The organism is Rahnella victoriana (genome assembly GCF_021276285.1).
Lineage (GTDB): Bacteria > Pseudomonadota > Gammaproteobacteria > Enterobacterales > Enterobacteriaceae > Rahnella > Rahnella victoriana.
The window spans coordinates 2,226,438-2,241,747 of the sequence record NZ_CP089919.1; the positions used below are offsets into that span (position 1 = coordinate 2,226,438).

Below are 15,310 nucleotides of genomic sequence, written 5' to 3' on the forward strand. Positions count from 1 at the left end.
GATGCGATGTATCACTGCTATCTCATCCTCAGATCTCTATCTTAAATAATGAATCACCTGATTGCCGCTGCCGCGCCAGATAAGCGACGGGTCTTTCAGTTCCTGCACGAATTTCCCGTCGACCAGCACATTAATCAGCGCCACCACGTCCTGCTGTTCCGCCGTCAGTTCGCCCAGTGTATAACCGGTCCACATCCACACATCTTTGCCCGGACATTCCGCCTGTACGCGTAACAACAGCTGGCGCACCGCCGACAGATTTTGCGGATGCAGGGGATCGCCGCCGGACAGCGTCAGACCCTGACGCGGGATCACGGTATTTTGCAGATCGGCGATGATGCGGTCTTCGTCTGCCTGCGTAAATGGCTTGCCGGAATCCAGCCGCCAGGTGCTTTTGTTATAGCAGCCGCGGCATTCGTGGACGCAGCCGGAAACGAACAGTACGCAGCGTGTTCCCGGCCCGTTCACCACATCAATCGGGTAATACTGATGGAAGTTCAAAGCATTAACCCAGCTGGCCGTTACCCAGATGCTTAATCCGGCGTTTCACTTCTTCCTGCTTACCGGCATTAAACGGACGGGCATCCGGGCTGCCGAGATAACCGCACACGCGGCGGGTGACCGACACGCGGGAAGGTTCGTGATTGCCGCATTTCGGGCAGGTGAAACCTTTGCTGGTACACTCGAATTCGCCGGTATAACCGCAATCGTAGCACTCATCGATCGGCGTGTTGGTGCCGTAATAAGGCACACGGCTGTAGCTGTAATCCCACACATCTTCCAGCGCTTTCAGGTTGTGTTGCAGGTTCGGGTATTCGCCGTAACAGATGAAACCGCCATTGCTCAGCGGCGGATATGGCGCTTCGAAATCGAGTTTTTCATACGGATTGACCTTCTTCTCGACGTCCAGATGGAAGCTGTTGGTGTAATACCCTTTGTCGGTGACACCGGCCACCAGGCCGAATTCGGCTTTATCCAGACGGCAGAAACGGTCGCACAGGTTTTCGCTGGGTGTGCTGTACAGACTGAAGCCGTAGCCGGTTTCGTCTTTCCAGCTGTCGGTGGCGGCTTTCAGACGGGCAACAATCGCCTCGGCTTTTTCGCGCAACTGGCTGGCGTCGAACACGTGGGTCTGGTCGCCGAACAGCGCGTTGATGGTTTCATGCACGCCAATGTAACCCAGTGAAATCGAGGCGCGGCCATTTTTGAAGATGCCGGAAATATCGTCGTCGGCTTTCAGACGAACGCCGCAGGCACCTTCCATGTACAGGATCGGTGCGACGCGGGCCTTGATGCCTTCGAGGCGCGCAATTCGGGTCATCAGGGCTTTCTTCGCCAGCAATAAACGTTCGTCGAGCAGTGCCCAGAACGCCGCTTCATCGCGTTTCGCTTCCAGCGCGATGCGCGGCAGGTTCAGGCTGATCACGCCGATATTGTTGCGGCCTTCGTGGATCATCTCGCCGTTTTCTTCGTAAACGCCCAGGAAACTGCGGCAGCCCATCGGCGTTTTGAAGGAACCGGTGACTTTCACCACCTGATCGTAATTGAGAATGTCCGGGTACATGCGTTTGCTGGCGCATTCCAGTGCCAGTTGCTTGATGTCGTAATTGGCGTCACCGGCTTTATGATTCAGGCCGTCGCGGATGGCGAACACCAGTTTCGGGAACACCGCGGTTTTGCGGTTTTTGCCCAGTCCGGCAATGCGGTTACGCAGGATTGACTGCTGGATCAGACGGGATTCCCATGACGTGCCCAGACCGAAACCAAAGGTGACAAACGGCGTCTGGCCGTTGGCGGTGTGCAGCGTATTAACCTCATATTCCAGCGACTGGAAGGCGTCATAACACTCTTTTTCGGTACGGCTGTGAGCAAAGCCATCCGCATCTGCAATCTGCCACTCTTCGGCAGTCTGGCGATGTTTATTGAAGCTGGCGGTGACGAACGGCGCCAGTACTTCGTCGATGCGGTTAATGGTCGTGCCGCCGTAAATATGGCTGGCGACCTGCGCGATAATCTGCGCGGTGACGGCCGTTGCGGTGGAAATAGACTTTGGCGTGTCAATTTCCGCATTACCCATTTTGAAACCGTGATTCAACATGCCTTTAAGGTCGATCAGCATGCAGTTAAACATCGGGAAGAACGGGGAGTAATCAAGGTCATGATAATGGATTTCGCCACGCTCATGCGCCAGCACGACATCACGCGGTAAAATATGCTGTTTGGCGTAATGCTTGGCGACAATACCCGCCAGAAGGTCACGCTGGGTCGGGATCACTTTGCTGTCTTTGTTGGCATTCTCGTTGAGCAGCGCCATATTGCTTTGTTCAACCAGACCGCGGATTTCCTGATTCAGACGGCCACGCATTTCACGTTTCACATCGCGGTCATGGCGGTATTCGATATATGCGCGTGCCAGCTTTTTATGCGGACCTGCCATCAGCTGATTTTCGACCGCATCTTGAATATCGTGGATATCTACACGAGCCTGGTCTTGCAGACTTTCCGCCACCACGCGGGCAACCTGAGCGCAATAATCCACGCTGTCGATACCGGCAGCCGCCGCCGCGCGTTGCACGGCTTGTTTAATCAGAACTTCATCGAAAGGGACCTGACAACCATCCCGCTTAATCACGATGGGCTGCATTGTAGTGGATTTTGCGGGTAGGGTTTCCAGTCTGTCTGCCTTCACAATGACACTCCTTTTGGGCGGATCCCGCGCCGCACAAGGCTTACAGGCCGGTTGTGTAGCTGTTGCGGTAAACCGCTATATATTGGGTTGGGTGTGTACTATACACACTATATGTAGCATTCACGCGAGTGATAATTCTCGTTTTATTGACCTGAAACAAAGAATTTTTTTGGCGGAAGAATTGATGACCAAATGTAAATTCTGGCCTGAATTTTGCCTGTTGTTTTATAAGGGGATGCATAAAAAATAAACGGGTCAGCCACTGATGTGACCGACCCGACAGAAGGGAAAATTCAGATTATCCGGCGAGTTGCCACAGACATTCGTACGGACGCAGCGTGCCGGAAAGTGCCGGTGTCGCATAATTACTCAGCACCGTGCTGCCGGGGAATTCCGGCAAGGTGAACGCCTGATCCTGTGCGCTCAGGTTTGCCATCACCCGCAAGGTTTTTCCTGCCGCGTGACGGGTATAACTCCACAAGTGCAGATGTTCCGGCAGCAAATCCTGATAATCACCACCGGTCAGTACCGGCAATGTTTTGCGCAGGCGGATCAGTTGCTGATACAGATAAAACACCGAGTCTTTATCGGCCAGCGCCTGTTCGGTATTGATGTCTCTGGCATTGTGGCTGACGGAAATCCACGGCGTGCCGCGGGTGAATCCGGCCTGTTCCCCGGCGTCCCACTGCATCGGCGTACGCGCGTTGTCCCGCGATTTCTTCGCCAGAATGCGCAGCAGTTCTGCGGTGTCGCGGCCATCCGTTTTCAGTTCGGCAAACATGTTCAGGCTTTCCACATCGCGGTATTGCTCGAGATGTCTGAAGCCAGGATTGGTCATGCCGATTTCCTCGCCCTGATAAATGTACGGCGTGCCCTGCAGACCGTGCAGCACCATCGCCAGCATTTTAGCCGACGTGGTGCGCAGTGCGCCTTCATCACCAAAACGCGACACGATGCGCGGCTGATCGTGATTACACCAGAACAGCGCGTTCCAGGCGTGACCGTGCATGCCCTGCTGCCAGTCGCGGAAAATCTGCTTAAGCTGGATAAAATCCGGTGGCGCGTCAGTCCATTTTTCGCCGTTCGGATAATCCACTTTCAGGTGATGAAAGTTAAAGGTCATCGACAGTTCGCTGCCGTCGTTGGCGGCGTAACGGCGGCAGTGCTCCAGTTGGGTGGAAGACATTTCGCCGACGGTCATCAGCCCGAGGGGTTTGAACACGTCGCGGCTGAATTCCTGCAGGAACTCATGAATGCGCGGGCCGTCGGTGTAAAAACGGCGGCCATCCCCGGCGTCGTCAGACGGGAAATCCTGCTGCTTGGACACCAGATTGATCACGTCCAGACGCAGCCCGTCGACGCCTTTGTCCGCCCAGAACTGGCAGACTTTTTTCAGCGCCTCGCGCACCGGCGGGTATTCCCAGTTGAGATCGGCCTGCTCGGTGGCGAACAGATGCAGATAATACTGACCGCTGGTTTCATGCCACTGCCAGGCGCCGCCACCGAATTTTGAACGCCAGTTATTCGGCGGCCCGCCTCCGTCCGCGCCGTCACGCCAGATATAAAACGGACGGAACGGACTGCCCGGATCCTGCGACTGGCGGAACCATTCGTGATGCGTGGAAGAGTGATTAAACACCATGTCCATCACGATGCGGATCCCGCGCTGATGCGCCTCTGCGGTCAGCCGTTCGAAATCTTCCAGCGTGCCGTAAGCCGGGTCAATCTCGCAGTAATCCGCCACGTCGTAGCCATTATCAATCTGCGGCGACAGGTACATCGGCGTCAGCCACAGGGCATCGACGCCCAGCGTTTTCAGGTAATCCAGACGCTGCGTGATGCCGTTGATATCCCCGGTGCCGCTGCCCGTAGTGTCCTGAAAACTCTTTGGGTAAATCTGGTAAATCACGCCGTTTTTCCACCACGGCAATTCGCTGTTCATTCCATTTTCCTTCTTAAATTTCTTACACCACTGCCAGTTCGCCACGGCGGGCTTTGCGCTGATAAACCAGCACGGTCAGGATAATTGGCACCACAATCGCCACCAGCATGGCCAGTGCGTAGATGCTCCAGAACTGCGGTTTGATGGACAGAATGCCCGGTAATCCGCCGACGCCGATGCCGTTAGCCGTGACGTGGAACAGGCCGCAAATCAGGCCGGCAAACGCCGAGCCGATCATCGCGCACAGCATCGGGAAGCGGTATTTCAGGTTGATGCCGTACATCGCCGGTTCCGTTACGCCGAGGAAGGCTGAGATGGCGGCGGGCACGGAAATCTCACGTTCGTTGTGTTTACGGCTGACGATAATCACGCCGACGACCGCGGCTGCCTGCGCGATGTTTGAGAGGGCGATCAGCGGCCAGACCGGCGTTCCGCCAGTGCTTTGCACCATCTGCATATCGATGGCGAGCGTCGTCTGATGCACGCCGGTAATGACCAGCGGCGCATAGAGGAAACCAAACAATGCGGCACCGATCGGCGCGAGGCTGCCGGTCATGATGAATTTCACTGCGAAAGCCACGCCGTCGCCAATCATGCGGCCAAACGGCCCGATCAGCGTATGCGCCAGGAAGACGGCAATCAGCAGTGAGCTGACCGGCACAATCACCAGATACAGGTAATTGGGCACGATGCGTTTGAGGCCATTTTCAATCATCGCCAGCGCCATCCCGGCAAGTACGGAAGGAATGACCTGCGCCTGATAACCGACTTTTTCGATGGTGAACCAGCCGAAATTCCACACTTCGGGAATTTGCTGACCGAGGTTGTAGGAATTCATCAGCTGTGGCGACACCAGCGTGATACCCAGCACGATGCCGAGGATTTCGGTGCCGCCCATTTTTCTGACCGTTGACCAGCAGACCGCCACCGGCAGGAACATAAACACCGCTTCGCCGAGCAGCCACAGGAAGTCGTAAATCGACTGCCACAGCGGATGCATCTGCGCCAGCGTCTGGCCGTCGCCCATCGGGATTTCACCGATGACGTTGCGGAAACCGAGAATTAAACCGCCGCTGATCAGCGCCGGGAGCAGCGGGAAGAAGATTTCCGCAAAGTGCGAAATGCTGCGTTCAAACCAGCTCATATTCTGGCGGGCGGCGATTTTTGCCTGCTCTTTTCCCGCCTGGTTTTTACCGGTGCTGGCGAGCAAAACTTTATAGTAATCGTCCACTTCCGGCCCGATCACTACCTGAAATTGCCCGGCATTGGTGAAGCAGCCTTTGACCATTGGCAGGGCTTCGAGACCTTTCGGATCGGCTTTAGACGGATCATTGAGGACGAAACGAAGACGCGTAATGCAGTGAGTCACCATCGCGATATTGTCGCTGCCGCCGACAAGGGCGATCAGCTGATCAACATCCTGTTGCTTAACTTTGCTCATGGGAAGTGGCCTGTGATGTAGCGTGAGTGTGTAGGGTACGGTTTAAGCATAGCGAAGGCGGCGGGAACTTGTCCGGGAACGTTCCCGGTTTTGCCGGGACGATCACAAAGTTTCTGCTTTTAAGAAAGGTACAGGGCAGAAAGGCAGGGGATCAGAAAGCCAGCTTTCCGGGGATAATCAGCTGTTGCACGGGCGCAGAACCGCTGAGCTGCGTCAGCAATTGTCGGGCTGCCGCTTCGCCGCCTGCGCCATAACCGAGTTCCACCGAGTACGATTCCGGGAACAGGAAATGCAGCAGCGGGTTATTGCCGATACCGCAGACCTGAATGTCGCGGATTTGCTGCTGTTGCAGGTATTTCTGTGCGCCGATAGCAATGGTATCCGAGGCGCAAATCACCGCCTGAATGTCGTTTTCCAGCAAGCGCGGGATCAGGTCAAAACCGCTCTGATAGGTCAGTTCGCCAAGCGCGATGTGCGGCGTCAGCCCCTGCGCCTGACACAACGCCTGATAAGCTTCACTGCGTCGCTGACCGGTGGTGGTGTCCCGTGGCGAAACGCCGATAAAACCGATGCGGCGGATATCCTGCGCCAGCAACTTGTTCATCAGCAGTTGTACCGCACCGGCATCGTCATAACACACCGAAGACAACCCCGGCATATCGCGCGCCAGCATCACCAGTTTGTCCTGCCACGGCGTCAGCATTTGCGCCGATAAACCGGTAAAACCAAACAACACCACGCCGTCGATATTGCGCTGCTTCAGCACCTGTAAATGCTCTTTAACGCGTTCGGCGCTGAACTGGCTTTCCAGCACAATCGGGTCGTAACCCTGCTGATAAAACAGCGGCAGCATGGCGCGCACCGCCTGATTTTCTGACGGAGAATCCAGGCGCGACACAATGATCGCCACAATTTTATCGCTGAAGCCACGCATCGCCCGCGCGGATTTCGACGGGCTGAAATGTTGCTGTTCAATCACCTGTAACACCCGTTCGCGGGTTTGCGGGCTGACGTTGCCTTCGTTATTTAAAACGCGGGAAACCGTGGATTTTCCGACACCGCTCAGGCGGGCAATATCATTAATGGTCAGGCGATTTTGTAGGGTCATGTTTTCAGGTGAATGAGGGTCAGGTTTAAATTTGGTTGTAGTTAACCGGCGTATACTGCGCTCGCCGGAGATGCTGTGTGCGTCGTCCGTGCCGTTACCCTAACGGATTTTTATACCCGATGCGTATGAATTTCCCAACCGTTCCTTACCGGAGGTGAAAACCCATGGAACCCGACCCCAACTCTGTAGGTCCGTTGTGATCCGGTAAGCACCCGCATTTTTGCTGCTGCTTGCCGTGACGTTACCTGGTAAGCAGTGGCGATCGTCTTTTTCGTTCGCCCTGTTTTTATAACCCTTTTGCCATGCTCACGGCGGCTTTGCCGTGGGCGCAACAAAGGTGCGAATGATGTTCAAAAATTTCACTTCCCGGCTGCTCACTGCGCTCAGCCGTAACTTACCGCGTCGTTTAGTCCGCCGCGACCCGATGCTTGAAAACGTGCCAGCCCGTGCTGCGCAGGCGATCCCTGCCGCGATGTCGGCGCATTGTCAGGCCTGTGCCCGTGCCACGGAAGACCAGCTGTATCTGCAATTTGCCAGCCATCCTGAAGGGCTGACGGCGCACGAAGCCGACGCGATCCGCGAGGTGTCCGGCCTCAATCAGACCGGCGACCAGCAACCGGCACCGTGGTGGCTGCATTTATGGCACTGCTACCGCAATCCGTTCAACCTGCTGCTGACCGTGCTCGGGCTGGTGTCCTACGCCACCGACGATCTGACTGCCGCGCTGGTGATTGGCGCGATGGTGCTGATCTCCACGTTTATGCATTTTATTCAGGAAGCGCGCTCCAACAAAGCGGCGGATGCGCTGAAAGCCATGGTCAGCAATACCGCCACGGTGCTGCGCAGTGACGCTCAAACCGGGCGCAGCGAAACGGTGGAAATCCCGATCAGCCAGCTGGTGCCGGGTGATCTGATCAAACTGTCGGCGGGCGATATGATCCCGGCGGATCTGCGCATTCTGTCTGCCAAAGATCTGTTCATCAGCCAGGCGGCGCTGACCGGTGAATCCCTGCCGGTGGAAAAACATGCCTGCGAGAAAAAACCGGTGGCGGCGGATCCGCTTGAACTGACCACGCTGTGCTTTATGGGCACCAACGTGGTGAGCGGCACGGCGATCGCCATGGTGATTGCCACCGGCGGCAAAACCTGGTTCGGCCAGCTCGCCGAACGTGTGGTTCAGGAAGATACCCAGCCGAATGCCTTCCAGGCCGGGATCAGCAAAGTCAGCTGGCTGCTGATCCGCTTTATGATGGTGATGACGCCGGTCGTGCTGGTGATCAACGGCTACACCAAAGGCGACTGGTGGGAAGCGGCGCTGTTCGCGCTCTCCGTGGCGGTCGGGCTGACACCGGAAATGCTGCCGATGATTGTCACCTCGACGCTGGCGAAAGGCGCGGTCAAACTGTCCCGCCAGAAAGTGATCGTTAAACGTCTGGACGCCATCCAGAACTTCGGCGCGATGGACATCCTCTGCACCGATAAAACCGGCACGCTGACGCAGGATAAAATCGTGCTCGAGCGTCACACCGACGTGCTCGGTGAAACCAGCGACGATGTGCTGCATCTGGCGTGGCTGAACAGCCATTACCAGACCGGCCTGAAAAATCTGCTGGATGTCGCGGTGCTGGAATGCGGTGATGCCAGCAAGGCGCATCACTCGCTGAAAGTCGATGAAATTCCGTTCGATTTCGACCGCCGCCGTATGTCTGTGGTGGTGGCCGAAAATGATCAAAACCATCGTCTGATCTGCAAAGGCGCGCTGGAAGAAATGCTGTCGATTTGTACGCTGGTGCAGCTCAACGGTGAGATTGTGCCGCTGACCGATGTGTTGCTGGCGCGTATCCGCCGCATTACCGACGATCTCAATCAGCAGGGGCTGCGCGTGGTGGCAGTGGCGCATAAAGTGATGCCATCGCGCACGCAGGGTTATGGCGTGACCGATGAATCCAGCCTGATCCTTGCCGGTTACATCGCGTTTCTCGATCCGCCAAAAGAGAGCACTGCACCGGCGCTGGACGCGCTGCAACGCAAGGGTGTGACGGTGAAAATCCTCACCGGCGATAATCCGCTGGTGGCGCGCAAAGTTTGCAAAGATGTGGGATTACAGGCCGATAACGTGCTGATCGGCAGCGATATTGATGCCATGGATGACAGTCAGTTGCTGCGGGTCGCCCGCGACACCACGGTGTTCGCCAAACTCACGCCGATGCACAAAGAACGCATTGTGCGCGTGTTGCGTGGCGAAGGGCATGTGGTCGGGTTTATGGGCGACGGCATTAACGACGCCCCGGCGCTGCGTGCGGCAGACATTGGCATTTCGGTGGATTCGGCGGTGGATATCGCCAAAGAAGCGGCGGATATCATTCTGCTGGAAAAAAGCCTGATGGTGCTGGAGCAGGGCGTGACAGAAGGGCGCAGAACCTTCGCCAACATGCTGAAATACATCAAAATGACCGCCAGTTCTAACTTCGGTAACGTGTTCAGCGTGCTGGTCGCCAGCGCCTTCCTGCCGTTCCTGCCGATGTTGCCGCTGCATCTGCTGATTCAGAACCTGATTTATGATGTGTCTCAGGTGGCGATCCCGTTTGATAACGTGGATGAAGAGCAACTGGCAAAACCGCAGCGCTGGAACGCGGGTGACATTGGCCGCTTTATGGTGTTCTTCGGGCCGATCAGTTCCGTGTTCGATATCATGACCTTTGGCCTGATGTGGTGGGTATTCCAGGCCAATACGGTGGAGGCGCAGACGCTGTTCCAGTCCGGCTGGTTCATTGAAGGATTGCTGTCGCAGACGCTGATCGTGCACATGATCCGCACCCGCAAAGTGCCGTTTATTCAGAGCCGCGCCTCCTGGCCGCTGTGCATCATGACGCTGCTGGTGGTGGTGACCGGCATCTCCCTGATTTACTCGCCCGTTGCCAGTTTCCTGCAATTGCAGCCGCTGCCGCTGAGCTACTTCCCGTGGCTGGTGGCGATCCTGGCCGGTTACATGGTGCTGACGCAGTGCGTGAAAGGCTGGTTCGTGCGCCGTTACGGCTGGCAATAAGGGTTTCGCATTAATCATAAAGGCGGTGATTGTTAACTCAGTCACCGCCTTTATTTTATCCAGCGACTATAGTTATTCCTTTAGATTCAGCGGGCTAAGATGGCGCGCTTTTTACTCTGAGGAATTTCGCCGATGTTAATGCCTTTCCGTCGTACCCTTCTGGCTTCATCCCTGTTTCTCACCTTTTCCGCCTTTGCCGCGCCAGCCGGGAATTTACCGCTGATGCCGTGGCCGCAGCAGGTGGATGTCACTTCGCCTGCCGGTAAATTTGTCCTCAGTGAGGCGCTACAGATCCAGGTGAAAGGCGATGCGCTGATGCCTGAGGTTAACCGCTGGCGCGAACGTCTGGCGCAGCAAACCGGCTGGTATCTGTTGCCGCAAAATAGCGAAACGGTCAGCGGTCAGGCGGCGATCACGATCATCATTCAGAAGAAAGTCGCGGCGCAGCCGATGCCGGACAGTGATGAAAGCTACCGGCTGGAGGTCACGCCGCAAGGCGCAACGCTGACTGCCAGCAGCCGTTTCGGCGCGATGCGCGGCATGGAAACGTTGTTACAGCTGGTGCAGAACGACGGCGAAAACACCTTTATCCCGCTGGTCAGCATTCACGATCAGCCGCGTTTCGCGTGGCGCGGCGTGCTGCTCGATTCTGCCCGCCATTTTCTGCCGTTGCCGGATATCAAACGTCAGCTCGATGGCATGGCGGCGGCGAAACTCAACGTGCTGCACTGGCATCTCAGCGACGATCAGGGCTGGCGTTTCGAATCGCAGAAGTATCCCAAACTGCAGCAACTGGCGAGCGACGGGCAGTTTTACACCGTGGCGCAGATGAAAGAGGTGGTGGCCTACGCCACGGCGCGGGGGATCCGCGTGGTGCCGGAAATCGATATGCCGGGCCATGCCTCCGCGATTGCGGTCGCCTATCCCGAACTGCTCAGCGCGCCGGGGCCCTACAAAATGGAACGATCCTGGGGCGTACACGAACCGACGCTGGATCCGACCAGTGAACAAGTCTATGCCTTTGCGGATGCCATCGTCGGCGAACTGACGCAGATCTTCCCTGATCCGTATCTGCACATCGGCGGGGACGAAGTGGACGCCACACAGTGGAAAACCTCGAAACCGATCCAGGCGTTCATGAAAGAAAAGGGCATCGCTGACACTCACGCTTTGCAGGCCTTTTTCAACACCCGTTTGCAGACGATCCTGCAACAACACCAGCGCAAGATGGTCGGCTGGGACGAAATTTTCCACCCGGATCTGCCGCATGACATCGTGATCCAGTCTTGGCAGGGGCCGGATTCACTGGGTGCCAGCGCGCAGAAGGGCTATCAGGGCATTCTCTCCACCGGTTTCTATCTCGATCAGCCGCACAGCGCGGCCTATCACTATCGCAATGAGATTTTGCCGCAGCCGCCGGGTGTGGATCAGAACGTGGCCGAAGGGGAAAAAGCGCAAAGCTGGACGTTCAACATGCCGCGCCTGAAAGGCAAACCGGTGGACGGCAGCTTTACGCTGATAGAGGGCAAAGATGGCTGGCGCGGGTTTATTGATTTCACGGGCAAAACGCGACGCGCAGTGCGCGATATCGTCTGGCACCACGACGGTCGCGTCAGTTTCGCGGTTGATACCTGGATGGGCGACACGCGGCCGGTGCTGAGCCTGAAAGACGGCCAATTCGCGGGTTATTTCATTATCGGCAATGCGCGTTATCCGGTGACCGGCAGCCCGCTCAGCGCGGTGCCGGACGGTCTGCCGCCGGTGGTGCCGGATGCGGCGGGAATGAAAAATATCCTCGGTGGCGAAGCGGCGCTGTGGCAGGAAAATATCACCTCGCAAATTCTGGATCTGAAACTCTGGCCGCGCGGTTTTGTCGTCGCGGAGCGGCTGTGGTCGGCGCAGGACGTGAAAGACACCGGCAATATGTATCAGCGGCTGGCGAAAATCGACGCCTGGTCGGTGGTATCGGCCGGGCTGCAACAGCATGTGGAAACGGCGCGGTTGATGACGCGGCTGGCTAACAGCACGGATATTGCGCCGCTGCTCAGCTTCTCGACGGCGCTGGAACCGGCACAGTATTACACCCGCCAGCACCTCAAATTCCAGGCCGGACATTACACCCAGTCCGAGCCGCTGAACCGTCTGGCCGATGCGTTACCGGCAGAAAGCAACGCCGTACGTGAGTTTGCTGCGCAGATGAATACGCTGGTACAGGATCCGAAAAATGCGCAGGCGGCGCAATCTGTGCGTGAGCAACTGGAAAGCTGGCAGCGTAGCGCGGAGCAGGTGAAACCGGTGCTGGCGCAAAACTATGTGCTGAAACCGTTGCAGCCGGTGGCGGAACAGCTTGGCGGGTTATCTGCGTTAGGGCTGACGTGGCTGGATAAACTGCAAAAAGGCGGATCCCTGACAGCGCAGGAACGCCGGCAGGCGCAGGCTCAGCTGGATGATGCGGCGGCGATCCATGACGAACTGGTGATCGCGATGGTGTACCCGCTGGAGGTGTTGCTGAACGGCGTGAAGCCGTAAGGCAATGCACCGGGCGGCAGGGGCTGCCCGGTGCAGGAAGGATCAGTGTTTCTGACAGGCTGCGGCGGTAAACAACACATCGGTGGAAGAGTTCAGCGCAGTTTCCGCTGAATCCTGCAAAATACCGATGATGAAGCCGACAGCCACCACCTGCATGGCGATGTCATTGGGAATGCCAAACAGGCTGCATGCCATCGGGATCAGCAGCAGCGAACCGCCCGCCACCCCTGACGCGCCACAGGCGCATACTGCCGCCATCACGCTCAGCAACAGCGCCGTCAGAATATCCACTTCAATACCCAGCGTCGTGACCGCCGCCAGCGTCAGCACCGTAATGGTGATCGCCGCGCCCGCCATATTGATGGTGGCACCCAGCGGGATCGACACGGAATAGGTGTCTTCATCCAGCCCCAGTTTGCGGCAAAGGTTCATGTTGACCGGAATATTGGCGGCAGAACTGCGGGTGAAGAAGGCGGTGACGCCACTTTCACGCAGGCAGGCAAAGACCAGTGGGTAAGGATTGCGACGGGTTTTCACCAGCACGATCAGCGGGTTAAATACCAGCGCCACCAGCAACATACACCCGATCAGCACGGCAAGCAGATGGGCGTAATCGTAGAGTGCGCCAAATCCGCTGGTGGCCAGTGTTTCGGCGACCAGACCGAAAATCCCCAGTGGCGCAAAGCGGATCACCACACGGACAATTTTGGTGACGGCCACCGAGACATCCGTGACCAGATTTTTCGTCGTATCAGCAGCCTGACGCAGCGCCAGCCCAAGGCCAATCGCCCAGGCCAGAATGCCGATATAATTCGCATCGATCAGGGCGCGGAACGGGTTAGACACAATACTCATAATCAGCCCTTTCAGCACCTCCGCAATGCCTCCCGGCGGCGTGATTTCGACGTTAGCAACTTTCAGATCCAGCGTCGAAGGGAACATAAAACTGACCACGACGGCTATCAGCGCCGCTGAAAACGTCCCGAAGAGATACAGAAACAGGATCGGGCCGAGCGCGGTTTTCCTGCCTTTGGGATGATTAGTAATGGAGGCGGTCACCAGCACTAACACCAGCAACGGCGCGACGGCTTTCAGCGCGCCGACAAACAGGCTGCCGAGCAGACCCGCTGTTTTTGCCACTTCCGGCGCCAGTGCCGCGAGGATGATACCGGCGATTAAGCCGACCAGAATTTGCATCACCAGACTGCTGTCGGTGAAGCGTTTTACAAATGACGGAGAGGATGGTGTTTGCATGATTTTCCCTTTTTTATACGTTATCACCGTTCGTGTCCTGAACGGCGAAGCAGGAGACTAGCAGAATCTAGCTCAAAAAATAACGGGCGCTTGTTAGCGCCCGCCTGATGACAGTATTTTGCGATCGATGCCCGCTTATTTTTTGGATTTTGCGAGGTCAGCCCGACGGTTCACCCAGGTGTTAATCAGCAAGGTGATGATCAGTATCGACGCGATCACGCCCAGCGATATTCCCACCGGAATGTGGAACACATCGAGCAGCAGCATCTTGATACCGATGAAAATCAGGATCACCGCCAGACCGTATTTCAGCATCGAGAAACGCTCTGCCACGCCCGCCAGCAGGAAGTACATCGCACGCAGGCCGAGGATCGCAAACAGGTTAGACGTCAGCACGATGAACGGGTCGGTGGTCACCGCGAAAATAGCCGGGATACTGTCGACCGCGAAAATCACGTCACTCAGTTCGACCATGATCAGCACCAGCAGCAGCGGTGTGGCGAACAGAATACCGTTACGGCGCACGAAGAATTTCTCGCCCTGCAATTCGTCGGTCATACGCATTTTACTGCGCAGCCAGCGGATCATCGGCTTTTCGCCCACTTCGCCGTCATCTTCTTTCGCCAGCGCCATCTTGATACCGGTGAACAGCAGGAACGCGCCGAACACATACAAAATCCAGCTGAATTGCCCCACCAGCCAGCTGCCGGCGAAAATCATACCGGTACGCAAGACGATGGCACCGAGCACGCCGTACACCAGTACGCGGCGTTGCAGGTTGGCCGGAATGGAGAAGTAACTGAACAGGATCAGCCAGACGAAGACGTTATCCACCGCCAGCGCTTTTTCCAGCAAATAGCCGGTCAGGAACATGGTGGCCTTGGCATCGGCCACTTCACGGCCAAACTCGCCGTTGAGATACCACCAGAAGCCGAAGTTGAACAGCAACGACAGGCCTATCCACACCAGCGACCACATCGCGGCACTTTTCATACTCATGGTTTGCGCGCCTTTTCGGCCCTGCAACAGCAGGTCGAACGCGAGCATAATTATCACTACCACGGCAAAGGAGCCCCACAACATCGGGTTGCCTACGGAGTTCATCATTGCGATATCCTCGAAAAAACATCAAAAAAAAACGGCCAGCGTCGGAAGACGTTAGCCGCTCATTTTTTGAGCTGTGAGCAAACCTCGCCTTCCGGCAAGGTCTCACTTACAAAGATAAGTATTCATCTTATGAATGCTTATCTTTGCCCCGGTAACCGGGTGGCTGAGACGGCGCTGCGTGAGCGCGGGTCCAG

At 56.7% G+C, this 15,310-nt stretch carries 9 protein-coding genes; 2 read left to right on the forward strand and 7 right to left on the reverse strand.

The window, feature by feature from the left end; translation table 11 throughout:
- Window positions 1-36 precede the first annotated feature (36 nt).
- From nrdG to treR, 5 genes are all read right to left on the reverse strand, one after another.
- A complete protein-coding gene (gene nrdG, locus J9880_RS10350; RefSeq protein WP_232770410.1) occupies window positions 37-501 on the reverse strand; it encodes an anaerobic ribonucleoside-triphosphate reductase-activating protein in 465 nt (154 codons plus the stop codon).
- A 4-nt stretch (window positions 502-505) separates the two neighbouring features.
- Window positions 506-2,644, reverse strand: a complete 2,139-nt coding sequence (gene nrdD / locus J9880_RS10355) for an anaerobic ribonucleoside-triphosphate reductase (RefSeq protein ID WP_133823380.1) — start codon at window positions 2,642-2,644, stop codon at window positions 506-508.
- Window positions 2,645-2,987: 343 nt separating this feature from the next.
- Window positions 2,988-4,631: an alpha,alpha-phosphotrehalase gene (treC, locus tag J9880_RS10360; protein WP_232770411.1), complete on the reverse strand. Its 1,644-nt coding sequence runs from the start codon at window positions 4,629-4,631 to the stop codon at window positions 2,988-2,990.
- A gap of 22 nt (window positions 4,632-4,653) precedes the next feature.
- A complete protein-coding gene (gene treB / locus J9880_RS10365) occupies window positions 4,654-6,072 on the reverse strand; it encodes a PTS trehalose transporter subunit IIBC (RefSeq protein WP_232770412.1) in 1,419 nt (472 codons plus the stop codon).
- Between the two features lie 151 nt (window positions 6,073-6,223).
- The gene (treR, locus tag J9880_RS10370) at window positions 6,224-7,180 is read right to left on the reverse strand and encodes a trehalose operon repressor TreR (RefSeq protein WP_232770413.1); all 957 of its coding nucleotides are present in this window, start codon (window positions 7,178-7,180) and stop codon (window positions 6,224-6,226) included.
- A 343-nt stretch (window positions 7,181-7,523) separates the two neighbouring features.
- On the opposite strand from treR, the gene mgtA reads away from it, so the two are divergent.
- Both mgtA and J9880_RS10380 read left to right on the forward strand, forming a co-directional pair.
- On the forward strand, window positions 7,524-10,226 hold the full coding sequence (gene mgtA, locus J9880_RS10375) for a magnesium-translocating P-type ATPase (protein ID WP_232770414.1): 2,703 nt from the start codon (window positions 7,524-7,526) through the stop codon (window positions 10,224-10,226).
- Between the two features lie 132 nt (window positions 10,227-10,358).
- Window positions 10,359-12,755, forward strand: coding sequence for a beta-N-acetylhexosaminidase (locus J9880_RS10380; protein WP_232770415.1), 2,397 nt, complete (start codon window positions 10,359-10,361; stop codon window positions 12,753-12,755).
- Between the two features lie 42 nt (window positions 12,756-12,797).
- On the opposite strand, the gene sstT is transcribed toward J9880_RS10380, so the two are convergent.
- Both sstT and J9880_RS10390 read right to left on the reverse strand, forming a co-directional pair.
- Complete coding sequence (sstT, locus tag J9880_RS10385) at window positions 12,798-14,009, reverse strand: serine/threonine transporter SstT (protein ID WP_095923622.1); 1,212 nt, start codon at window positions 14,007-14,009, stop codon at window positions 12,798-12,800.
- Between the two features lie 135 nt (window positions 14,010-14,144).
- Window positions 14,145-15,113, reverse strand: coding sequence for a TerC family protein (locus tag J9880_RS10390; RefSeq protein ID WP_095925224.1), 969 nt, complete (start codon window positions 15,111-15,113; stop codon window positions 14,145-14,147).
- Window positions 15,114-15,310: the final 197 nt, after the last annotated feature.

Coding starts and splice junctions, on each gene's coding strand:
- nrdD (WP_133823380.1), bottom strand. CDS start 2,644: ATGCAGCCCATCGTGATTAAGCGGGATGGTTGTCAGGTCCCTTTCGAT.
- treC (WP_232770411.1), bottom strand. CDS start 4,631: ATGAACAGCGAATTGCCGTGGTGGAAAAACGGCGTGATTTACCAGATT.
- treB (WP_232770412.1), bottom strand. CDS start 6,072: ATGAGCAAAGTTAAGCAACAGGATGTTGATCAGCTGATCGCCCTTGTC.
- treR (WP_232770413.1), bottom strand. CDS start 7,180: ATGACCCTACAAAATCGCCTGACCATTAATGATATTGCCCGCCTGAGC.
- mgtA (WP_232770414.1), top strand. CDS start 7,524: ATGATGTTCAAAAATTTCACTTCCCGGCTGCTCACTGCGCTCAGCCGT.
- J9880_RS10380 (WP_232770415.1), top strand. CDS start 10,359: ATGTTAATGCCTTTCCGTCGTACCCTTCTGGCTTCATCCCTGTTTCTC.
- sstT (WP_095923622.1), bottom strand. CDS start 14,009: ATGCAAACACCATCCTCTCCGTCATTTGTAAAACGCTTCACCGACAGC.
- J9880_RS10390 (WP_095925224.1), bottom strand. CDS start 15,113: ATGAACTCCGTAGGCAACCCGATGTTGTGGGGCTCCTTTGCCGTGGTA.